Origin of the sequence: Sulfurisphaera ohwakuensis, from assembly GCF_009729055.1 — an archaeon.
GTDB classification, from domain to species: domain Archaea; phylum Thermoproteota; class Thermoprotei_A; order Sulfolobales; family Sulfolobaceae; genus Sulfurisphaera; species Sulfurisphaera ohwakuensis.
The window spans coordinates 2,733,296-2,755,319 of sequence record NZ_CP045484.1; the positions used below are offsets into that span (position 1 = coordinate 2,733,296).

Annotated in this window: 18 protein-coding genes; 14 read left to right on the forward strand and 4 right to left on the reverse strand. The window is 34.1% G+C overall.

The window, feature by feature from the left end:
* Positions 1-205 precede the first annotated feature (205 nt).
* Entirely contained in the window at positions 206-1,615 is a 1,410-nt protein-coding gene (locus tag D1869_RS14715) for an aldehyde dehydrogenase family protein (protein WP_184651001.1), read from the forward strand.
* 355 nt (positions 1,616-1,970) lie between these two features.
* Here D1869_RS14715 and D1869_RS14720 read toward each other — a convergent pair whose 3' ends face one another.
* A complete protein-coding gene (locus D1869_RS14720; RefSeq protein ID WP_156015796.1) occupies positions 1,971-3,368 on the reverse strand; it encodes an MFS transporter in 1,398 nt (465 codons plus the stop codon).
* 241 nt (positions 3,369-3,609) lie between these two features.
* Between D1869_RS14720 and D1869_RS14725 the strand changes: the two genes are divergently transcribed.
* Positions 3,610-4,779, forward strand: coding sequence for an acyl-CoA dehydrogenase family protein (locus D1869_RS14725; protein ID WP_156015797.1), 1,170 nt, complete (start codon positions 3,610-3,612; stop codon positions 4,777-4,779).
* Positions 4,780-4,923: 144 nt separating this feature from the next.
* Here the strand turns inward: D1869_RS14725 and D1869_RS14730 are convergent, their stop codons facing one another.
* On the reverse strand, positions 4,924-6,042 hold the full coding sequence (locus D1869_RS14730; RefSeq protein ID WP_156015798.1) for a CaiB/BaiF CoA transferase family protein: 1,119 nt from the start codon (positions 6,040-6,042) through the stop codon (positions 4,924-4,926).
* A gap of 33 nt (positions 6,043-6,075) precedes the next feature.
* Positions 6,076-6,573, reverse strand: a complete 498-nt coding sequence (locus D1869_RS14735; RefSeq protein WP_156015799.1) for a MaoC family dehydratase — start codon at positions 6,571-6,573, stop codon at positions 6,076-6,078.
* Between the two features lie 308 nt (positions 6,574-6,881).
* On the opposite strand from D1869_RS14735, the gene D1869_RS14740 reads away from it, so the two are divergent.
* Positions 6,882-8,840, forward strand: a complete 1,959-nt coding sequence (locus tag D1869_RS14740; RefSeq protein ID WP_156015800.1) for a 3-hydroxyacyl-CoA dehydrogenase/enoyl-CoA hydratase family protein — start codon at positions 6,882-6,884, stop codon at positions 8,838-8,840.
* 31 nt (positions 8,841-8,871) lie between these two features.
* Positions 8,872-9,633 (forward strand): SDR family oxidoreductase, encoded by a 762-nt coding sequence (locus tag D1869_RS14745; protein WP_156015801.1) that lies wholly within the window; start codon positions 8,872-8,874, stop codon positions 9,631-9,633.
* Between the two features lies 1 nt (position 9,634).
* On the opposite strand, the gene D1869_RS14750 is transcribed toward D1869_RS14745, so the two are convergent.
* On the reverse strand, positions 9,635-10,549 hold the full coding sequence (locus D1869_RS14750) for an alpha/beta hydrolase (protein WP_156015802.1): 915 nt from the start codon (positions 10,547-10,549) through the stop codon (positions 9,635-9,637).
* Positions 10,550-10,736: 187 nt separating this feature from the next.
* Here D1869_RS14750 and D1869_RS14755 point away from each other — a divergent pair, with 187 nt between their 5' ends.
* From D1869_RS14755 to fdhD, 10 genes are all read left to right on the forward strand, one after another.
* Entirely contained in the window at positions 10,737-11,321 is a 585-nt protein-coding gene (locus tag D1869_RS14755; RefSeq protein WP_156015803.1) for a TetR/AcrR family transcriptional regulator, read from the forward strand.
* A 212-nt stretch (positions 11,322-11,533) separates the two neighbouring features.
* A complete protein-coding gene (locus D1869_RS14760; protein ID WP_156015804.1) occupies positions 11,534-11,929 on the forward strand; it encodes an SRPBCC domain-containing protein in 396 nt (131 codons plus the stop codon).
* Between the two features lie 152 nt (positions 11,930-12,081).
* Positions 12,082-13,017, forward strand: coding sequence for an alcohol dehydrogenase catalytic domain-containing protein (locus tag D1869_RS14765; protein ID WP_156015805.1), 936 nt, complete (start codon positions 12,082-12,084; stop codon positions 13,015-13,017).
* Between the two features lie 39 nt (positions 13,018-13,056).
* Positions 13,057-14,259: an acyl-CoA dehydrogenase family protein gene (locus D1869_RS14770; RefSeq protein ID WP_156015806.1), complete on the forward strand. Its 1,203-nt coding sequence runs from the start codon at positions 13,057-13,059 to the stop codon at positions 14,257-14,259.
* Positions 14,260-14,311: 52 nt separating this feature from the next.
* Complete coding sequence (locus tag D1869_RS14775) at positions 14,312-15,922, forward strand: long-chain fatty acid--CoA ligase (RefSeq protein WP_156015807.1); 1,611 nt, start codon at positions 14,312-14,314, stop codon at positions 15,920-15,922.
* Between the two features lie 8 nt (positions 15,923-15,930).
* Entirely contained in the window at positions 15,931-17,118 is a 1,188-nt protein-coding gene (locus D1869_RS14780) for a thiolase domain-containing protein (RefSeq protein WP_156015808.1), read from the forward strand.
* On the forward strand, positions 17,115-17,645 hold the full coding sequence (locus D1869_RS14785) for a Zn-ribbon domain-containing OB-fold protein (protein WP_156015809.1): 531 nt from the start codon (positions 17,115-17,117) through the stop codon (positions 17,643-17,645). Before D1869_RS14780 ends, D1869_RS14785 begins: the two co-directional genes overlap by 4 nt.
* Before the next feature lie 392 nt (positions 17,646-18,037).
* On the forward strand, positions 18,038-20,932 hold the full coding sequence (gene fdhF / locus D1869_RS14790; protein WP_420856759.1) for a formate dehydrogenase subunit alpha: 2,895 nt from the start codon (positions 18,038-18,040) through the stop codon (positions 20,930-20,932).
* A complete protein-coding gene (locus D1869_RS14795; RefSeq protein ID WP_156015811.1) occupies positions 20,896-21,252 on the forward strand; it encodes a helical membrane plugin domain-containing protein in 357 nt (118 codons plus the stop codon). The genes fdhF and D1869_RS14795 overlap by 37 nt, the downstream gene beginning before the upstream one ends.
* Complete coding sequence (fdhD, locus tag D1869_RS14800) at positions 21,233-22,000, forward strand: formate dehydrogenase accessory sulfurtransferase FdhD (RefSeq protein WP_156015812.1); 768 nt, start codon at positions 21,233-21,235, stop codon at positions 21,998-22,000. The genes D1869_RS14795 and fdhD overlap by 20 nt, the downstream gene beginning before the upstream one ends.
* Positions 22,001-22,024: the final 24 nt, after the last annotated feature.

Below are 22,024 nucleotides of genomic sequence, written 5' to 3' on the forward strand. Positions count from 1 at the left end.
TGGTCCAGTAAGAGCACTAAATGAAACATGTTATTATTAATATTGAGAGTAACGCGAACTATGATTTGATATTGGGTTTGAATAAGTTAATATTGGCCTTAAACTCGTCTTGTAAAATATTTTTACCTAAGAATTTCTCTAATAACGAATATATACATTTTGCATAAGCTTTTAAACTTTAGGATATAAAAATATTCGTGGTTTTATAATGAGCGAAGTCATAGAAATTAAGTCTCCTTCTAATTTGAAAGTAATAGGAACTGTAAAGAGAATGAGTAGAGATGAGGTTAGGGGTGAAATAGAAGAAGCTCATAAGGGTTTTGAGAGTATATCTAAAATGCCATTATATAAAAGGACTGCAATACTAAGGAAAGTATCTGAGATCTTGGAAAGGGAGCAAGAAAGGTTAGCTAGATTATTAGCTATAGAAGCAGGAAAACCAATAAAGGATTCAAGAGTTGAGGTAATGAGAGCCTCAAGGTTATTTAGACAAGCCGCTGAAGAGGCAGCAATAGTATTAGAGGGTAAAAACTATAGGGTTGACGCTTATGAATACCCACCTGGAAATGAAAATAGGATAGTAATTAGTACTAGGGAACCTATAGGGGTAGTAACTGCTATATTACCTTTTAACTTTCCTATAAATTCATTTGCACATAAAGTAGCCCCAGCAATAGCTGTAGGCAATTCTGTAGTAGTAAAACCCAGCATAAGCACTCCATTATCTGCAATAGAGATGAAGAAGATACTTGTAGAGGCTGGACTTCCAGATAGTGCAGTTAGGGTTGTAACTGGATATAGTAGTGAAATAGGTGATGAGTTAATAACTCATCCATTAGTTGGTTTAATAACTTTAACTGGGTCTACACAAACTGGTTTAGCAATAGCCTCTAAGGCTGTCTCTTTAGGAAAGAGGATTATAATGGAGTTAGGTGGATCTGATCCAATTATAGTTTTAGAAGACGCAAATATAGATAGGGCTGCTTCAATAGCCGTTAGGGCTAGATATGAATATGCTGGTCAAAATTGTAATGCTGGAAAAAGGATAATAGTTAGAGAGGAAATTTACGATAAATTCGTTAAGGCATTTGAGGAGAAAGTTAAGGCACTTAAGATAGGAGATCCACTAGACGAAAATACTGATGTCGGTCCGGTAATAAACCAAGAAAGTGTTGAGAAGTTGAATAAAGCTTTAGAGGATGCACAAACGAAAGGAGGTAATGTTGAAGTACTTAACAAAGGACCGGAGACTGGTTACTTCTTCCCATTAAGTTTAGTTACTAACGCTAATCTGGATATGTTAGTACTGAAGACCGAAATATTCGGACCAATAGCTCCAATTGTTTCGGTAAAGAGTGATGAAGAAGCAATTAGTATTGCTAACTCTACCGAATATGGCTTACAATCTGCAATCTTCAGTAATAATGTAAATAGGGCTCTTAAAATGGCTAGGGAGTTAAAGTTCGGTGCTACAATAATTAATGATAGTACTAGACTGAGATGGGATTCCTTACCTTTCGGAGGATTTAAGAAAAGTGGGATAGGAAGAGAGGGAGTGAGAGATACTATGCTGGAAATGACCGAGAATAAGTTAATAGCAATAACATTATTATAACTGAGAAATTTTCCTTGGAGAGAACATTAATATCAAAGATGGCAGATTATGTCTTAAACTTATTATTAAGAAGTTTGTTAGAGGTGTGACATGTAATGAATAAAAGTTGCATGTTTTTGCTACGTTATTTAAATTGTTTAAAATGACAATTTAAAGAGTATTTTTATGTAGTTATTTTATTCTGTAATTAATAAAAAATTGTACAAAATATTCATGATATATTCTCTCACATTAATGAATATTATGAGAAAGAATAATCTTGTATAAAATTAAATTTCTAAATATGTTATCTATATAAGAATAACTACTTTGGAAGAAGTATAATAAAAAATTTTTAATAACGTTAAACATTATGCTATATGTCTGTTGCTTCATTTACTTCTTCTAATCTTACTTTCACAGTCTTGGGAAGCACGAAGAGTGTTGCTATTGCAACTGCTACAGCAGGTATCCATGGAACAGTCCATGCACCTATATTACCTAGAACGGATATTAACGGAAATAGAGCAATTAGTCCTATAGCACCACCTGCATGACCTACCCCATCTGCTATAGCATAACCTGTAGCTCTAGCATTAGTTGGGAAATTCTCAGTACATAGTAGATAATATATATTATACCATCCAACTCCTACAAGTTCTGCAATAAAGGCACCAGCAAAGAATACTGGTATACTTCTTGCTACTCCTCCGATTGCCATTATTCCAGTACCTAATAAATAGACTACAACTCCGAAGATTGTCATGCTTCTTCTATCAAATCTATCTATAATAAATCTTAATAATATTGAACCTAAAAAAGCTCCTATTCCTGCTAATCCGAAGTAGAATACTGCAGAAGAGAATAGGGACCCGCTATATCCTAGGATATCCTTTACCCAGGTAGGTGGCAAAACTAAGAATGGATAATCCATAAAATAAATCCAGAACATTAGCAAAAACAATGTTATTAATCTCTTTAGGTACTTGGGCTTTGCCAATATTTTAAACGGATTTTCATTTTTTACGCTATAAGTCTTAATTTGAGGTTCAGGTAATTTGTTAACATTAGCTCTACTCATTGCAGTTGTCTCCATTCTACTTACCAATGCATCTGCCTCGTTAAACTTACCCTTCATTGCTAAAAACCTAACAGTCTCTGGTGCGTAGGCCCTAATAGCTAGAGCGAGAACTGCTAATACAGCTCCTAATAGGAACGTAATTCTCCATCCTATATTAGGTATTGATGTAACAATTAACGCCGCAATAAAGGGTCCAATTCCTATTCCAGCCCATCCTCCTATAAAAGCTAAGTTTACATATTGGCCTCTTTTATGTGCTGGAGACATTTCTGCCATATAGGTCATAACAAGGACTAGATCTGCACCTATACCCATTCCAGTTATAAATCTAAATGCAGCTAGCATAGGATAATTAACAGATAACGCATCACCAAAACTTCCTATTGCTGTAAATAATGCCGTAAATATAAGAGTAGGCCTCCTTCCAATGACATCAGCTATATAAGAGAACAGAGGTGCGCCTACTACATATCCCCATAAACCTAGAGATGCAATAAGTGATGCTTGAGACGCTGTTACAACGAAAGGAATATAGGGTAGAGCAAAACCTACATCAATTACGTCATATAAAGTAATAAAAAATGAGAAACCCATAGCCCAGATTAACGCATATGTTAAGCCCCAAGTTGGTAACCTATCAACTCTCGCTACATACCACTCTGGAGTCTGCTTCAAATTAGATTTATCTTCCATATAATTAATTATTTATCATTAATATATAAATTTTTGTGTATTTTTGTAAAGCCATCTTATCCGGTATTTATGTAAAAATATTAGGAAAATTTTTTAATGAGATATATAAGCCACTGACAAATGTTATCAATTCTAGTTGATTAACTATTCAATTTTAGCTAAAGTTATATATTCTTCACACTTAATAAGAAAAACTGTATTTAGGAAAACTTTATAATAAAACTTTAATAATTATATTATTATGTTACTTTCGCCTAAAGACGAAGAAGAGAAGTTAATCCTCTCAACTGTAGATGAGTTAATGAAGAAGTATGACGAAACATATTGGTTAAGTAAAGACCAAAAAAGAGAATTTCCAGTGGAGTTTTTTAATGAGTTCATGAGTTTAGGTTTGGGATCAATACTAATTCCTATAGAATACGGAGGAGCAGGGAAAGATATTAGGTTAGCTTGCTTAATCCTTTACCTAATTAATGTAAGGGGAGGGAATTCGTATTTCGTTCATGGTCAATATTACACTACAGCATTACTTGTAAGGCATTCAAATAAAAAGTTGAAGGATAAATATTTTAAAGATATAGGTAAAGGTGGGAAGATATTATCATTAGCATTAACTGAGCCAGAGGTAGGATCTGATAGTACTAGAATAAAGACTATTGCAGAAAAGGTCGGAGATAAGTATATTGTAAAGGGTCATAAGATTTTCATTTCTAGATTGAAATACACTGATTTTATGATATTAGTGGCTAGGACAACGCCCTATGAAAGGGTTGAAAAGAAGACTGATGGTATTACTCTATTTCTAGTTGATTTAAGGGAAGGAAGAAAGGGAATTGAAATGAGAGAGATTAAAACTATGTCAAATACTGATGCATATGAAGTTTTCATTGATAATTTAGAAATACCAGAGGATAATGTTATAGGAGAAGTAGGTAGGGGATTTTACCATTTGCTGGATTTGTTAAATACTGAGAGATTTATGATAGCTGCTGAACTGATAGGTAACGCTGAATGGTTTATAAATAAGGCTGTGGATTATGCGAAAAATAGGGTAGTTTTCGGTAAACCAATAGGCAGTTTTCAAGGCGTTCAATTTCCAATAGCTAAGGCATATGCGAAATTACAAGCACTTATAAGTTATTTCAATGAGGGATTGAGTTTAGTTGAAGAAGAAAAGGACGCTAAGCTAATTGGAAACTATGCTAATATTTCGAAATACCTAGCAGCAGAAATAGCTTGGGAAGCAGGGAATGTAGCAATGGACGTTTATGGAGGTTATGGTTATGCTGTGGAAACAGGCATAGAAAGAAAACTAAGAGAGACTAGACTATATAAGGTAGCTCCCATATCACAAAATTTAGTCTTAGCATATATTGCTCACCATATGCTAGGACTTCCAAGATCATACTAATTGGGAAAAATAACAGATAGAAATTAGCTTAAAAATTATTTCAAATCAATTTATTATATAACTTGCTTATTAGAAAAAGAATCTTTTTAATTAGAGGTTTTATAAAAATAGTTCTATTAATTTATAGTTCTAGTTAGTTGAGTATTACCTTTGTTTACTCGCTTCCATTATTACTCCTTTTTTAATTAGATTATTTATCTCGCCGTTACTATATCCTAATTCAAGTAAAATTTCCCTAGTATGTTCACCTAACCGTGGAGCAACAGTTTCCTTTTTATTAAATGGGAACCTAATATACTTCATCCCGTTAACCTCATAAACTAACCTATTACCATACCTTTGGAAAGCTTCAGCTAAGTTAAGCACTGGAGCTACTGGTACATCAGCATCACTCAATAATTTTACCCAATATTCTTTAGTATTATTCTCAAATATTTTTTGCAATTCACTTACTATATACTCCCTATTTTCAAGTCTCTTTTGGTTAGTATTGAATTTCTCTAGATCCTCTCTTCCTAGAGCTTTGCATAGCTTAGAATATTGCTCATCAGTGAAAACTGCTACGAAAATATAACCGTCAGCTGTCTTAAACGCTTGGTAAGGAACTAAGTATCTGTGTGCAGAACCCATCCTCTTAGGTATTGCTCCAACGTTTAAGTACATATAAGCATCTTCAAGCATTAAGTAAAATTGGGTATAGATCATTGGCACGTTGATAAAGATTGATTCTCCTTTATTTAAGGCAGACAGGATGAGTATAGTACCCATCAAAGCAGTTATTATATCCGTAATTGAGGTTGCAAATTTAGCCGGAGGTCCATTTTCTTCTCCAGTCATATCCATTAGACCACTCAATGCTAATATTGTTGCGTCATAAGCTGGCTTATCAGCCTCCTCTGGTCCATAACCTGTTATTGAACAGTATATTAAGCTGGGGTTAATTTCCTTCAAAGTATCGTAATCTATTCTTAATTTTTTAAGTGCAGAAGGCCTATAATTAGTAATTAATATCCTAGCAGATTTCACCAACTTTTTGAAAATCTCGTAACCTTCACTTGTTTTGAGATTAATTACAACACTCTTCTTTCCCCTATTTGTACTGGCAAAATAAATACTAACTCCATTTATCTCTGGATTAATTTTCCTCCTATCATCACCATAAGGAGGAGGCTCAACCTTTATTACCTCAAATCCTAAATCAGCTAATATTTCCCCAATTAAAGGTGCTGATATATTACTTCCCAGCTCAAGGACTCTATACATTTTGTCATCCTCGTTTAGTTGAAGACGGAATACTCATTCTTTCTTTTCTCCCGTCCAACTTGCCCCTCTCTTTCTAACCATAAATACTCTATCAAATTCCACAACCTTTTCTCCCCTTTGATTATATCCCCATGTCCTTATTTTAACTATTCCGAAACCGGGTCTGCTTTTAGATTCCCTAATCTCTGTAACCTCAGCTTCTGCATAGATCGTATCTCCAGCGAAAACCGGGTTTAAGAATTTCACATTTTCTAATCCTAACATAAAACCGTTTTGACTCGTTTGTTCGACAAGCATTCCCGCAACTATTGCTAAAGTTAAAAAACCATTTACTACTAACCTCCCCTTAAACGGTTCTCCAGGGAAGTATTTCTCTGTATAGTCCTTATTAAAATGGATTTGATTACTATTATTAGTTAAGAGAGTAAACCAAATATTATCAACATCTGTTATTGTCCTTCCTATCTTACTTTTAAATTTCTGCCCTACTTTAAAATCCTCGAAATAAGGACCTTCTGTATTCTCTGACATAATTTAAAGTATTATAATAGGGTTTAAAAAAGCATTTTTAACAATTTCTGAATTTAACTATTAGAAGTTATTATTTATAATGCATCAAGAGATTGCATAAAAAGCTTAAAATTTTAGAAAGGACTGGGGAAAACTGTAAGTTGTAATAGCAATTACAAACAATGAAGTGTAGCTTTTTACTGATAACTTTAGGTGATCATACCTATTAACATGATAAAATATCGTAACTTGCCGATCACACAGAGAAATATATTATATTTTCTTGTAACTAGCATAATTTTTTAGCTTTTAGATACATCTAATATCACATGAAATTAGAAAAAGTGTTAGTTGTAGGAGCAGGTACTATGGGACATGGTATTGCTGAACTGTTCGCTATGGCTGGATATCAAGTATATTTAAGTGATATAAATCAAGAAATTCTGGATAATGCATTAAGTAAAATTAAGTGGAGTTTAGATAAACTCCAAGAAAAAGGACAGCTAAAGGAAAGTGCTAGTAATATAGTGTCAAGGATAAAGACTGTTGTAGGGCTAAATGAGAGTGTTAGTGACGCTGATTTTGCAATTGAGGCAGCTATAGAAAAATTAGATTTAAAGAGGCAAATCTTCTCTAAACTTGATGAATTATTACCTGCTCACGCAATATTAGCTACTAATACGAGCAGTTTATCTATATCTAAAATAGCTGAAGCTACGAAAAGACCGGAAAAAGTCGTTGGGATGCATTTCTTTAATCCTCCAGTATTGATGCAATTAGTTGAAGTAATGAAGGGTGAGAAGACTAGTGATGAGACTGCAAAGATAACGTATGAGTTAGCCAAAAAACTAGGTAAAACTCCTATAATGATAAATAAGGACGTTCCAGGATATGTAGTGAACAGAATTTTAGGGGAGATAATTTCGGCGTCATGTATTATACTTCAAAGAGGTATTGCTGATTATTTAACAATTGATGCTGTAGCTAGATATAAACTAGGATTTCCAATGGGTGTTTTCGAGCTGTTAGACTACACTGGGATTGATGTTAATTATTATGTCTCTAAGTCTTTAGAGGAATATGGGATAAAATCTCCTTGTTCAGCTTTATTTGAGGAGAAGGTTAAAAAGAACGAATTAGGAGTTAAGAGCGGAAAGGGATTTTACTCATATCCTGCACCGGGTAAATATTCAAAGCCCGAAATACCTAAGGAGTTAGCTGATAAATTAGATCCGGTGTTAATTGTTGCATTAGGGGTTAATGAGGCTTCAAGACTACTAAGACAAGGTATAGTAAGCAAAGAAGATATAGATTTAGGCGTTAAATTAGGATTGGGATTTCCTAAAGGAATCTTCCAGTATGCTGATGAGTTAGGGATAGATAATGTGGTTAATGCAATTAAATCTCTTTCAATTGAAGAACCAGATAGCCTATTACTGAATATGATTAACGAGAGAAAGTTAGGTGTAAAAAGCGGATCAGGGTTTTATGAGTATGGAAAAGTTGAGGAGAGAAAGTTAAATACATTAATAATTCGTATTGAACCACCATTAGCATGGATTATATTAAACAGACCAGAGAGGCTTAACGCGTTAAGCATGGAACTAATAGGGGAATTAAATAAAGCATTAGATGAGCTAGAAAATGACAGTAGGGTAAGGGTTGTAATTTTATCCGGAAGTGGTAGGGCTTTTTCAGCTGGAGCTGATATAACATCTTTCTTGACGTTAAAGCCAATAGATGTAATAAGATTTAGAAGTTTACGTGAGTTAACTAATAAGATTCAGTTTTATACAAAACCAGTTATTGCGGCAATTAATGGTTATGCTTTAGGTGGTGGGTTAGAGATTGCTATGGCATGTGATATCAGAATTGCATCTGAAAATTCTATGCTTGGTCAACCAGAAATAAATCTTGGAATAATTCCAGGAGCTGGTGGGACTCAAAGGTTACCCAGGTTAGTAGGGAAGGGGAGAGCTAAATTACTTATCTATACTGGTGATATGGTGTCTGCGAAAGATGCATACGAAATGGGATTAGTTGATTTAGTAGTACCTACAAATAGATTTGAGGATGAGGTGAGAAGAATAGCTCTTAAAATGGCTGAGAAATCTCCGCTCTCACTGCTAGCCGCAAAATTGGCTATAGAATTAGGTTATGAGGCTAATATATTTAGTGGAGAGTATTTAGAGTCGAGTTTATTCGGACTACTGTTTACAACTAAAGATGTACAAGAGGGAGTAAGAGCTTTCTTAGAAAAGAGAAAGCCAGAATTTAAAGGAGAATAAAGTATTTTTTCTCTCTTTCCTACATCTTCTTATGTACTCTTTAAAAAATAAAGTTGTAGTCATAACTGGTTCCGGTAGAGGAATAGGTAGGGCACTAGCATTAAGATTAACAACTGAAGGAGCCCTAATAGTGGTGAATGCTAAGAAAAGAGTTGAAGAGATGAATGAGACAATTAAAATGATTAAAGACCAAGGTGGCGAAGCAATAGGAGTATTGGCTGATGTATCAACAAGGGAAGGATGTGAAATATTACTTAAGAAGACTCTCGAAGCTTATAAGGTAGTGGATATTTTAGTAAATAATGCAGGTATTGGGTTATTTTCTCCTTTTATTAACGTTGATGATAAGCTTATTGAAAAACATGTTTCTACTGACCTTTTATCGGTAATTTACTGTTCTCAGATATTTGCTAAGGAAATAAGGGAAGGGGGTGAAATATTGAATATAGCATCAGTTGCTGGGATTGTTCCCGCTTACGGTTTATCAATTTATGGTGCTATGAAAGGTGCGGTAATTACGTTAACTAAGTATTTAGCATTAGAATTAGCACCTAAAATTAGAGTAAACGCTATTGCACCGGGGTTTGTTAAGACTAAATTGGGGGAAAGCATGTATAAGTTCTTAGGTATTACTGAAAAAGAGTTTGCTGAAAAAGTTACGATTATGGGAAAACTACTTGAAGCAGAGGATGTTGCAGAACTAGCTACTACAATTTTAAAAATAGAATCACTTACAGGCCAAACATTCGTAATAGATTCTGGTGAAAGTCTTAAAGGAGGATTAAAATTCTAAACTATTTTCCGTAAAACGTTTTTCTTAATACATATCCTATTAATCCTATAGCATCTCTACCTTGTTCAATGAACGGAAAGAATGAAACGAACCCGTGAATTACATTATTAAATCTAACGCTCGTAACTTGCACACCAGATTGTAGAAGTTTGTTAGCATAAGCCTCTCCTTGATCCCTTAACGGGTCATGCTCAGCTGTTATTATTAATGCTGGAGGTAAATCACTTAAATCTGCTAATATTGGGGAGAATCTAAAGTCTAGTAAATCTTCCGGAGAACGCAAATACTGTTGACCAAACCACTCTATATGCTCCCTAGTTAAGAAGTACCCTTCTCCATTATCGTAAAAGGACTTTGTTACTGAATCAAAGCTTACTGCTGGGTATATAAGAACTTGATATTTTAGTTTAATATTTTCTTTCTTTGATAAGATGGAAACTACTGCAGCTAAGTTGCCACCAGCACTGTCACCACCAACAGCTATTCCGTATTTTCCACCGAATCTTTCTGAATTATTATATACCCATTTTAACGCATCAAATGAGTCAATTACAGCTGCTGGAAATTTGTTTTCCGGTGCAAGTCTGTAATCCACTGAAATTGTAACACATTGACAAGAGTTAGTTATGGCTCTACATAATGGATCATAACTTTCAACATCACCGAGAACAAATCCTCCACCATGGTAATAAACTAAAATCCCGTAAGGACCTTGTGTTTTAGGGTAATAAACTCTAGCTTTTATATTTGTTTCACTACCCGGTATAGTTATATCTTCTATTTTCCCTACTTCTTCTCTTGGTGTAAGGGATGAAAATTGTTTAAAGAGCGATCTTATTTCCTCGATCGATGCCTTTCCAATAGGTAGTTGAATAGTTGATTCCAATAATTTTTTTATTTTTGGATCTATCATTATTTATTACTTTTTCGAGTCAGATTAAATATTTTACGACGTAAAACTGGTTGTTACCGTTTATACAATAAAAATGAACTTTTTTCAAAGTCGATTGAAGTGTCAATTTTTAATTTTAATAATTTTTATAATAAATAATCTTACAGGTCAATAAAGCTTTTATTTTGTTGGTGTATAATAAAGAAAAGATATGAGAATACCCAAGACAAGAAAAGGGATTGAAACGGTAGAAAAAATCTTAGAAGCTTCAATAGAAGTAATTGAAGAGAAAGGATTTATGAACACATCTGTATCTGACATTACAAAAAGAGCTAATGTAGCTTATGGCGTATTTTACTACTATTTTAATAATAAATATGAACTCTTTGATGAACTAATGAGAAAAGCTAATAGGGAAATGAGATATTACTTGAAGATAAAAACAGAAAACATTCAAAGCAGAATAGAAAAAGAAAAGGTAGGGATTAGGGAATTTTTAAAGTGGATAAGGGAAAACAAAGACTATTACAAGTTGTTTATTGAGGCTCATGTTCATAGGCCAAATATGTTAATTTGGCATTATACTAAATTAGCGGAAAGGTACTCTATTGGATTAAGTGAAGCCATGAGGAGAGGAGAGATAATTAACGTAGATCCTGAGGTTCTTTCGTATGTGTTAATTGGGATTAGTGAGATATTAGGAAAGAGATATGTAGTTTGGAATAATGATGAAATACCCAATCACGTCATAACTGAAGCTAATAAGATAATAGAAAATTTACTTAAACCTAAGTAAATAGTTTCATGGTATTGTGGCGATTCAAGGATCCGTTACGATTTCAATTTATTTCAATAGGATTAGATAAGAATCCGATTGATTAAAAAATTTTCTATATAAAAAAGTAAAAATCTCCTTTTAGCATCTGGTATTTTCAGAGATTTTCCTCAATTGAGACACTATAGGTAGTTTGATAAAAATTTTTATTTTAGGATTTCCAAATTGTAGATATGTCTATTCAAGGAGGTTTTCGCACAAGTAAAGATGTTAAGAAGTTTTTTGAAAATTATCAAAATTTTATAAGTTGTATACCAAATGTAAAAGATATTAATGATAAGAGATTTAAGTTAGATGCCCAAGTTGGAGGGTTTAGCGTAACGGCTGATGGCGAATTAGTAACATTTAAGCAAAGTGGAGATACTTATGAATACGAAATAAAAATAAACGGTCCTGGAGCTATAATTAATATAAAAACTGTATATAAATTACAAAATAACGAGATTTCATGGACTTCTCACTATAATTATGAGGGTTTCGCTGTATCTATGGTAGGATCATTATTAGATACTACAATACAGAATATGATAAAAGCAACAAACGAATGTATACGATCAAAATTAGAGTAACATAATGTCTTCACTTGGTACAATCCGATATACTACGCGTATGTGCACTAAATTAATTTTACAGACGTTAAAAGCTCATGGAAATGTAAGTACTACAATGGCTCAGAGGCAGAGTAAAAACATTTTTATACATTTCGACTTTAATATAAGTTATGAAGGCAGCTGTTCTCTATAACTTTAATGAGAGTTTTAAAATAGAGGACTCGCAACCCAGAGGTGTGGGTGTTAAAGTAAATGTAGTAGCAACTGGTATATGCGGAAGGGATATTGTTATTTGGAAAGGCGGATTCAGAAACTTAAAAACACCCATAATTTTAGGTCATGAAATTGTCGGTTACTATAACGGTAAACCTGTAGCCGTATATCCTAACATATATTGTGGGAAATGTGAATACTGTAGAAACGGAAAAGAAAATCTCTGTGATAATGCTATAATTATAGGTGAAAACCAGAACTATAGTGGAGGTTATGCAGAAGAAGTTATAGTTCCAGAAAGTAATTTAATACCTTTACCAGATGAGAAGTTTGAAAAATACGCAGCAGCACTAGATCCAGTAGCTACAGCAATTCATGCTACAAAGCTGGTTGAACTAAATGATCAAAGTAAAGTTTTAGTTACTGGTGCGGGTGGAGGAGTAGGGATTCATTTAATTCAATATCTGAAGTATTTAGGAGTAAGGGAGGTATATGCGTTAACATCTAAAATAGATAAAGTCAAGGAATTTACTGAGTATGCAATAAGTGATGTTAAGGGCTATAAATTTGATGTTGTGTTCGAGCTAGTTGGAGCAAAGACGATAAATGATTCTTTAAGAGCTCTCAATAAAGAAGGGACTTTAGTGTTAATAGGGAATGTGGAAGGGGAACCTATAACATTGAGTAGACCGGCATTATCTATTATGAGACAGCAGAAGATTATAGGATCAGCTTCTTATACTAAGAAGGAATACGAAGAAGCAGCTAAGTTAATTCATGATAACAAGATAGTTCCTATATATAGACAATATAACCTAAATGATATTAATCAAGCTTACATGGATTTAGTAAATAGAAAAGTTTTTGGAAGAGCCGTTGTGAAAATTAGATAAGATAAGAAACTTTTTATTTATAGCTTGTTATATCTAATTATGGTCTTGCCATTTAAGTCAGCGGAAGTCTTCTCTGTAGAGGTTTCAGAAAAACATGAATTATTCAGAAAAGCTGTAAGGGAGTTTATGGAGAGAGATGTAGCCCCTTATGTGGAAAAAGGAGAAGCACAGAGAGAAGTACCTAGAGAAATATTAGAAAAAGCTAAAGAATTAGGTCTTTATGGTATAACTGTACCAGAAGAATATGGAGGCCAAGGTGGAGATACTTTAATGTCTGCCATAGCACAAGAAGAAATATCTAGAATATGGGCTTCTTTTGCCACTAGAGTTGCAGCTGGTGCTTTATTTACAACTCCAATATTGCTTTTTGGGTCAGAGGAGTTAAAGAAGAAATATGTTCCTCCCGTTGCTAGAGGAGATAAAGTTGCTGCATTAGCTAATACCGAGCCTAGTGCTGGATCTGATGTTGCTGGGATGCAAAGTACAGCAAAGAAAATTAATGGAAAATACATACTTAATGGGAGAAAGATCTTCATAACTAATGGCGGTATAGCAGATTATTACGTTGTTACCGCAAGAACTTCTCCACCCGATCCTAAAGCTAGATGGAAAGGAATTTCAATGTTCGTAGTGGAGAGGGAGTGGAAAGGGGTTAAAGTTGTTAGCAGAATTGATACCTTAGGATTAAAGGCTTCAAATACTGCAGAATTAATATTCGAAGATGTAGAAATACCAGAGGAGAATATTGTAGGTGAAGAGGGAAATGGTTTTAAATATGCAATGGCAACTTTCGATAGAACTAGAGTTGGTGTTGCTGCACAAGCATTAGGTGTTGCTCAGGCTGCTTTAGAGAAAATGGTAAGTTATGCTAGCCAACGTATAGCATTTGGAGAACCTATAGTAATGTTTGAGTTGGTCCAAGAAAAGATTGCTGAGTCATTAACAGAAGTGAATACTGCGCGACTTTTAACTTATTGGGCAGCTACACTTTTTGATAAGGGATTAGAGAACGAGGCTATAGTAGCTGCTTCAATGGCAAAATATTATTCGACTGAGATAGCTGAGAAAGTGGCAATTAGAGCCATTACTGTGCACGGAGGTTATGGTGTTGCTACTTCTACTGGAGTTGAAAGACTGTTAAGAGATGTAGAGGTTATGAAAATTTACGAAGGGACAAATGATATACAGAAACTTACTATAGTTAAGGAGACAGCAAGAAGGCTATTGGGTATTAAATTATAATTAATTAGTTTGGGTAAAAAGCTTTATTAATTGTCAATTCAATTTTCATTATATGAGTGAATATTACGAATATGAATTGACAATAGATAAGATTCTAGACACTGGAGTGAAAAGCTTCCCAGATAGAGAAATAGTGTATAGGGATGTTAGAAGGTATACTTTTTCATCTTTTACAGATTCTGTAAGAAGATTAATGAGCGGATTGAGAAGATTAGGTGTTAAAGAGGGCGAGACTGTAGGTGTTATAGATTGGGATACAGACGTTTATCTTCATTCTTACTATGCTATTCCTATGCTAGGTTCTGTTTTGCATACAGTTAATATAAGATACCCGCCAGAAATAATATTGAAGACTATATTACAAGCTGAAGATAAATATTTAATTGTTAGGGATGAGTTTTTACCCTTATTAGAGAAAGCTAGGAATCTTCTTCCAGTGGGAATGAAAATTATAACATATAGTGATAGTAAAGAGAAAGTTAGGTCTAAGATTTCTGATGCAGATTTTTGGGAATTGATTGATAGTAGTGAGCCTTCAGAAATACCACAAGTTAGTGAAAATAGTAGAGCTACTATATTCTTTACTTCCGGTACTACTGGTGACCCTAAAGGTGTTTGGTTTACGCATAGAAAACTTGTTCTTCATGCGTTAAGTGTAAGCTTAGTAGGTGCGAGACCACCTTTAAACGTAACAACCAGTGATGTTTACTTAATATTAGTGCCTATGTTTCATGTACATTCTTGGGGATATCCCTACGTGTTTATGTTGTCTGGGATTAAATACGTTTTACCGGGGAAATATGATTATGGTCTTATACTAAAACTAATGGATAAGGAAAAAGTTACTTTCTCAGCTATGGTGCCTACCATATTATATTTCATAATTACTCATCCAGAGGCACAAAACTATTTACATGTATTTAAGAGATGGAAAGTCATTATAGGTGGATCGGCTCTACCAGAAGGGTTAGCAAGGAAGGCTAAAGAACTGGGTATTACAGTAATTTGCGGTTATGGATTATCAGAGACTTGCCCAGTGCTTACAGTTGGCTATTACAATTCATTAGTAGAAAACTTAGATGAAAATAAAAAATTCCTAGAACAAATAACTGCTGGAACTCCTATACCCTTAGTCCAGTTAAGGATAGTTGACCCAGTATCTAGTGAGGAGAAGAAGGTAAATGAAATAGGTGAGATAGTTGTAAGAAGTCCTTGGCTTACAAAAGAGTACTATAAAGACCCAGAGAAGACTAAAGCTTTATGGAGAGGTGGATGGCTTCACACAGGAGATTTAGGTTATATTGATGAGTATGGCTACGTACATATTGTAGATAGGGAGAAAGATGCAATAAAAAGTGGTGGTGAATTTATTCCGTCATTACTTTTAGAAAATGTAATATCATTACATCCTAAGGTCTCACAAGTAGCAGTTGTAGGTAGAAAGGACGAAAAATGGGGTGAAAGACCTATAGCATTTATCGTTCCTAAAGAGCCAATTACTGAAGAAGAATTAAGGAACTTCTTACTCGAAATGAGTAACCAAGGGAAGATCCAAAAGTGGTGGATTCCAGATAAGTTCATCTTCATACAATCAATGCCTCTTACCTCAACAAATAAGATAGACAAAAAAATATTAAGAGATTTGGCTAATAAGAGTATGTAGGTGTGAAAATGAGAAATGTAGCAATCATAGGTACTGGGCATACTAAGTTTGGCGTTAGGACTGACGTAAACCTTCAAGAATTAGCATGGGAGGCTATAAAACAAGCGTTAGAAGAAGCTAATTTAGATCAAAAGGATATTCAGTATTTTGTTGTAGGAAATGTTGGAAGTTGGAGTGCTGAAGAATTACCAGCAGTTGTTGTTGGAGAATATTCAGATTTGACTCCTAAAGGGACTATGAGAGTTGAAGCCGCATGCGCTACGGGTAGTGCAGCACTAAGAGATGCTTATTTAGCAATTAAATCTGGTGAAGCTGATATAGCTTTAGCTGTTGGCGTTGAGCAAATGCATCAGTCTCCTAATCCCCAAGTTGTTGAATTAATAGGAAGAGCTGGTGATTATTTCTGGGAATTTGAGAATTTCGGATTAACATTTCCGGGCTATTATGCTCTCCATGCTTCAGCTTATATGGCTAAATATGGAGCAAAAGAAGAAGACTTAGGTAAAATTGCTATAAAAAGTCACCATTACGGGGCAAGAAATCCATATGCACAATTCCAAAAAGAAATTACAATGGATGAATATCTTAAATCTAAACCAGTAGCATATCCGTTGAAATTATTAGACTCTTCCCCAATCACTGATGGTGCTGCCGCTGTAGTTTTAGCATCTGAAGAAGTTGCCAAGAAAATTACTGATTCCCCAGTTTGGATTGTGTCACAAGGTGTTGCTAGTGGTACAGCAAACTTAAGTAAGAGAACAGATTTTACACATATAGAAGCTGCTTATTTAGCAGCTCAACAAGCATATTCTAGGGCTGGTATTAATTTTGATGAGGCTTGGAGGTTTTTTGATGTCGCTGAAGTTCATGATTGTTTCACTATTGCTGAAATAATGGCTTATGAAGATTTGGGTTTTGCTAAGAGAGGTGAGGGATATCTATTAGCTAGAGAAGAACAGACGTATATCGGTGGGAAGATACCAGTAAATGTTGATGGTGGGTTAAAAGCTAAAGGACACCCTATTGGCGCTACCGGTATTAGTATGGCTGTAGCTATAACAAGACAGTTGCTTTATAGAGCTCCTAAGGGTACACAGGTTAATGTAAAGCATGGTATGGGTATTTCACACAATGTGGGAGGAACAGGACACTACGCATACGTGACAATATTCTCGACAAGGAGGCCATCCTCATGACTATAAATGATGTAAGAGAAAAATTACAACAACAAATTTCTCAATTAATTTCATCTTTAGATCAAGTTGTTCAAATGTACGGAATGCCAATTATTCAAGATAAGAATGGGAACCCATTATGGATAGACGTAAGAGAAATGACATTAAGATATCAGATACCCATAAAGAAGGTTCAAAAATTCTTTGAAGGTCTTAAAGAAGGTAAAATTCTAGCAACAAAATGTAATAAATGTGGCACGATCTATTTCCCGCCACAAGATGATTGCCCTAAATGTAAAATTAGTGGACTCGAATGGGTAGAGATGCCGGATGAAGGAGAATTAGTAGCATATACTATTATAAATGTTAAACCTCCATCTTTCTCACATTATCAAGATTATATTGTTGGTATTGCAAAGATGAAAAATGGTATTAACGTAACTGCATGGGTTAATTCTAAAGAAGTTAAGGTTGGTATGAAAGTTAAACTAAGAATTACTAAAAGAGAACCAGAAAATTACCTTACTTATGAGTTAATTCCAGCATAATAGAATCATCTTTTTTCCTATATCTTATTTTACTTCTCTTATCAATCAACGATAAATATAGCTAAACATTAGTTAATATACGATTAAACCAGATACTAGTAATAAGACTATTTTTAACTTAATAGTAATGCTTTATTATCTCCTAATTAAATTATCATCTATATCTTAATACTTAAAATCTCTAGTTTTTAATTCTGTATTTTACCGTTATATATATGAATTTATGTATTAATATCATCAAAATATCATTAAATATAAATAATTTATATCATCTCTTTTTTATTATTTAAAAACTTCCGCAGTATAAGAATACTCAATAGTTTATTTAACTCACGTTTATAAGAAAATAATACGAATATAAAGCTGTGATTGTAAAATTAAATGGTAATGAGATTAGTTTAAAGAAATCTAATATTACCATATTAGATCTTCTAAGAGAAAATAATATCTATATACCGCACATATGCTATAATGAAGGATTAATACCAATACAGAGTTGTGACACATGCTTAGTAGAGGTTAATGGAAAACTTGTAAGAGCTTGTAGTACAACAGTAACTGATGGAATGAATATTGTTACACATAGTGAAAGGGCTGTAAATGCAAGAAAGAAAGCAGTCGAAAGAATACTCAAATATCATAAATTATATTGTACGGTCTGTGAAAATAATAATGGTGATTGTCCTCTTCATGAAGCTGTAATTAAATTAGGAATAAATTCTCAGCAATACATAGAGAAACCATATCCAATTGATGACTCTGGACCATTTTACGTATATAATCCCTCACAATGTATTCTTTGTGGTAGGTGCGTTGAAGCTTGCCAAGATTTTGCTGTTAATGAAGTAATTTGGATAAATTGGGATTTAAATCCGCCAAGAGTAGTTTGGGATAATGGGAATCCGATAGGTAATTCGTCTTGTGTAAATTGCGGAACTTGTGTCACAGTATGTCCAGTAAATGCGTTAATGGAGAAATCTATGTTAGGAGAAGCAGGATATTTCACGTGGCTAAACCCAGAAGTAAAGAAGAAAATAATAGATTCTATTGGTAAAGTTGAAGATAATTTTAATCTACTAATGCAAATTAGTGAGATTGAAGCTAAAGCTAGGTCTTCACAAATAAAGAAAACAAAGACTGTATGCATTTACTGTGGTGTTGGTTGTTCTTTTGAAGTTTGGACCAAAGGAAGAAAAATACTTAAAGTAGAACCTAAACCAGAATCTCCAGCCAATGGTATTTTAACATGTGTTAAGGGTAAGTTCGGTTGGGATTTTGTTAATAGCCCAGAAAGACTTACTAAACCTCTTATTAGAGAAGGTGACCATTTTAGAGAAGCAAGCTGGGAAGAGGCAATTAATTATATAGCAAGAAGATTAAAGGAGATAAAAGAGAAGTATGGTCCGGATTCAATTGGTTTTATAGCATCTGATAAGATGACTAATGAAGAAGCTTATTTGTTACAAAAACTAGCTAGGGCAGTAATAGGAACTAATAATGTTGATAATTCAGCCAGATATTGCCAAGCTCCAGCTACTATTGGGCTTTGGAGAACTGTTGGAATAGGTGGAGATTCTGGTACTTTTAAGGATATTGAAAATGCTGATTTAATAATTATTGTAGGGCATAATACAACAGAAAGTCATCCTGTAGCTGGAAGTAAGATTAAGAGAGCTAAGAAGATTAGAGGGGCAAAATTGGTAGTTATCGACGTTAGAAAACATGAGATTGCTGATTGGGCTGATTTATTCATTAAACCAAAACCCGGAACGGATGCTGCTGTTTTAGCTGCTGTTGCTAAGTATATAATTGATCAAGGATGGGAGGATAAGGAATTTATTAGTAAAAGGGTGAAGGGGTTTGAAGAGTTTAAAGAGTCTATTAAAGGCTTTACTCTAGATTATGTTGAAAGTACTACTGGAGTTCCTAAAGATCAAATAATTAAATTAGCTGAAATGATACATTCAGCTAAAAGTGTAGCAATACTTTGGGGTATGGGAGTTACTCAACATCTTGGGGGTGGAGATACATCAACTATAATATCCGACCTTCTATTAATAACTGGTAATTATGGTAAACCTGGTAGTGGAGCTTTCCCAATGAGAGGGCACAATAATGTTCAAGGTGTAAGTGATTTCGGATGCTTGCCTAATTATTTCCCAGGTTACCAGAAATTTGATGATGCAACCTTTGAGAAATTTGAAGAAGCTTGGAGAGTAAAATTGAACAGAAAGCCAGGATTACAGATACCGCAGATGATTGAGGGAGTGCTTGAGGGTAAAATACACGCACTTTACATTGTAGGAGAAGATACAGTTATGGTAGATTGTGGTACTCCATTAACTAGGAAAGCATTAGAAGAAGTTGATTTCTTAGTAGTGCAAGATATGTTCCTTACTGAGACTGCAAAATTAGCTGACGTTGTGTTACCTGCGGCTGCTTCACTAGAAAAGGAAGGTACTTTTGTTAATACAGAAAGAAGAATACAAAGAATATACAAGGCTTTTGATCCGTTAGGTGACTCAAAACCAGATTGGGAAATAATTCAAATGATTGCTAACGCTTTAGGAGCAAATTGGAACTATTCGTCACCAGCTGAAATAATGGAAGAAATAAGAAGATTATGCCCAATTTTCGCTGGTGTAACATATGATAGACTTGAAGGTTTTAAGAGTCTAGTATGGCCAGTTAATGAAGACGGAACTGATACACCGTTGTTGTATGTTAATGCTTTCGCAACTCCAGATGGTAAAGCAATACTATATCCGTTAGAATGGAAACCACCACAATTACAAGATGATGTGCATAAGATTACAGTAAATACTGGAAGAGTCCTTGAACATTTCCACGTAGGCAATATGACTAGAAGAGTAGAGGGCTTAAGGAGAAAAGTACCTGAGACTTTCATAGAAATATCAAAAGAACTAGCGCAAAAATACTCAATAAAAACTGGAGATTTAATACTTGTCAAATCTAAATTCGGAGGAGAGATTAAGGGTAGAGCTTTAGTAAGCGAAAGGGTTCAAGGAGATGAAATATTCATCCCACTTTATGCTTCAGACCCATCAAAAGGGGTTAATAATCTAACTGGTAATGTAATAGATAAAGTGACTGGTACTCCAGCGTATAAAGATACACCAGTTGTTATTGAAAAAATATCTGAAGGGAATGAGACACCATTACCAAAAGATAATTGGAGATTCCACATTAATGAAAGAAAGAGACAATTTGGAATAGAGGTGGAGAAAAAATGGAAGAGGGAAGAATTCAAACCATTGACGGACTAATTGAGGAATTAATAAAAAACCAAGAGGCAATCAATAACTTCCTTAGATTACTAAAGGGACTTCAAAAATCTGGCATATTACCATTCCTTGTTGGAGTAATAGAAAATATAGATCAAAATCTGGAATTTATGGTAGAAGAGAATAATAACTTAATAAGAAATCTGAACTTAATTTATGCTATACTAAATGGCAAAGAAGAAACTGGCGAGATACATATGGCAGATATAATAAGGATGTTAAATGACCCAGATGTTAGAAAGGGGATATATCTTGTACTAAAGATTCTTAAGGCGATTGGAAGTGCAAGTAAAGAGGGTTAAGGTGTTTAAGATTAGAAATGAAACAGAGGTAGTAGAAGATGATTTCGTAGCAGAAGAAGAACCATTAGAAGTTAGGACTTGCTATGATGATTGTCAAACTTTTGCAATTATTATGAGAACTCCAGGTAATGATAAGGAATTAGTTTTAGGTTTTTTGTATTCGGAAGGAGTTATAGATACAATAGATGATGTCTCGTCAGTCTCGATAAAGAGCGATAATGTGGTAGAAGTTAGGTTAAATAAACCTTTAAAGGTTAAAGTACGTGATATGATTGTAAATTCTAGTTGTGGTGTATGTGGTAGAGCATTCCTCTATACACTTAATATATTAAAATGCAATACTAGAGTAAGTAGGGACGTCATATTCTCCTTACCAGAAAAATTGAAGGAGAATCAAGAGGTATTTAAGATTACTGGAGGGCTACATGCTGCTGCCCTTTTTACTACTTCTGGGGAGTTAAATTATTTATATGAAGATGTTGGAAGACATAATGCCGTAGATAAGTTAGTTGGAAGATTATTATTAGAGAGAAAAATACCGGCAAGTAATTACATTATGCAAGTTAGTGGAAGATTGGGCTATGAAATTGTAAGCAAGGGAATAAAAGCTGGTATACCAATTATTTGTGGAATTTCTGCACCTACAAGTTTAGCCGTTCAGATTGCAGAGGAAGCTGGAGTTACTCTTATTGGGTTTTTAAGGGGAAACAGTTTTAATGTTTATACACATAAAGAAAGAGTAATTTGAAATTTCCAAAACATATTTAAGCTT

What these genes read in the sequence shown, in the direction of transcription:
- D1869_RS14720 (WP_156015796.1), bottom strand. Translation starts at nt 3,368, where the DNA reads ATGGAAGATAAATCTAATTTGAAGCAGACTCCAGAGTGGTATGTAGCG.
- D1869_RS14725 (WP_156015797.1), top strand. Translation starts at nt 3,610, where the DNA reads ATGTTACTTTCGCCTAAAGACGAAGAAGAGAAGTTAATCCTCTCAACT.
- D1869_RS14730 (WP_156015798.1), bottom strand. Translation starts at nt 6,042, where the DNA reads ATGTATAGAGTCCTTGAGCTGGGAAGTAATATATCAGCACCTTTAATT.
- D1869_RS14735 (WP_156015799.1), bottom strand. Translation starts at nt 6,573, where the DNA reads ATGTCAGAGAATACAGAAGGTCCTTATTTCGAGGATTTTAAAGTAGGG.
- D1869_RS14740 (WP_156015800.1), top strand. Translation starts at nt 6,882, where the DNA reads ATGAAATTAGAAAAAGTGTTAGTTGTAGGAGCAGGTACTATGGGACAT.
- D1869_RS14745 (WP_156015801.1), top strand. Translation starts at nt 8,872, where the DNA reads ATGTACTCTTTAAAAAATAAAGTTGTAGTCATAACTGGTTCCGGTAGA.
- D1869_RS14755 (WP_156015803.1), top strand. Translation starts at nt 10,737, where the DNA reads ATGAGAATACCCAAGACAAGAAAAGGGATTGAAACGGTAGAAAAAATC.
- D1869_RS14760 (WP_156015804.1), top strand. Translation starts at nt 11,534, where the DNA reads ATGTCTATTCAAGGAGGTTTTCGCACAAGTAAAGATGTTAAGAAGTTT.
- D1869_RS14765 (WP_156015805.1), top strand. Translation starts at nt 12,082, where the DNA reads ATGAAGGCAGCTGTTCTCTATAACTTTAATGAGAGTTTTAAAATAGAG.
- D1869_RS14770 (WP_156015806.1), top strand. Translation starts at nt 13,057, where the DNA reads ATGGTCTTGCCATTTAAGTCAGCGGAAGTCTTCTCTGTAGAGGTTTCA.
- D1869_RS14775 (WP_156015807.1), top strand. Translation starts at nt 14,312, where the DNA reads ATGAGTGAATATTACGAATATGAATTGACAATAGATAAGATTCTAGAC.
- D1869_RS14780 (WP_156015808.1), top strand. Translation starts at nt 15,931, where the DNA reads ATGAGAAATGTAGCAATCATAGGTACTGGGCATACTAAGTTTGGCGTT.
- D1869_RS14785 (WP_156015809.1), top strand. Translation starts at nt 17,115, where the DNA reads ATGACTATAAATGATGTAAGAGAAAAATTACAACAACAAATTTCTCAA.
- D1869_RS14795 (WP_156015811.1), top strand. Translation starts at nt 20,896, where the DNA reads ATGGAAGAGGGAAGAATTCAAACCATTGACGGACTAATTGAGGAATTA.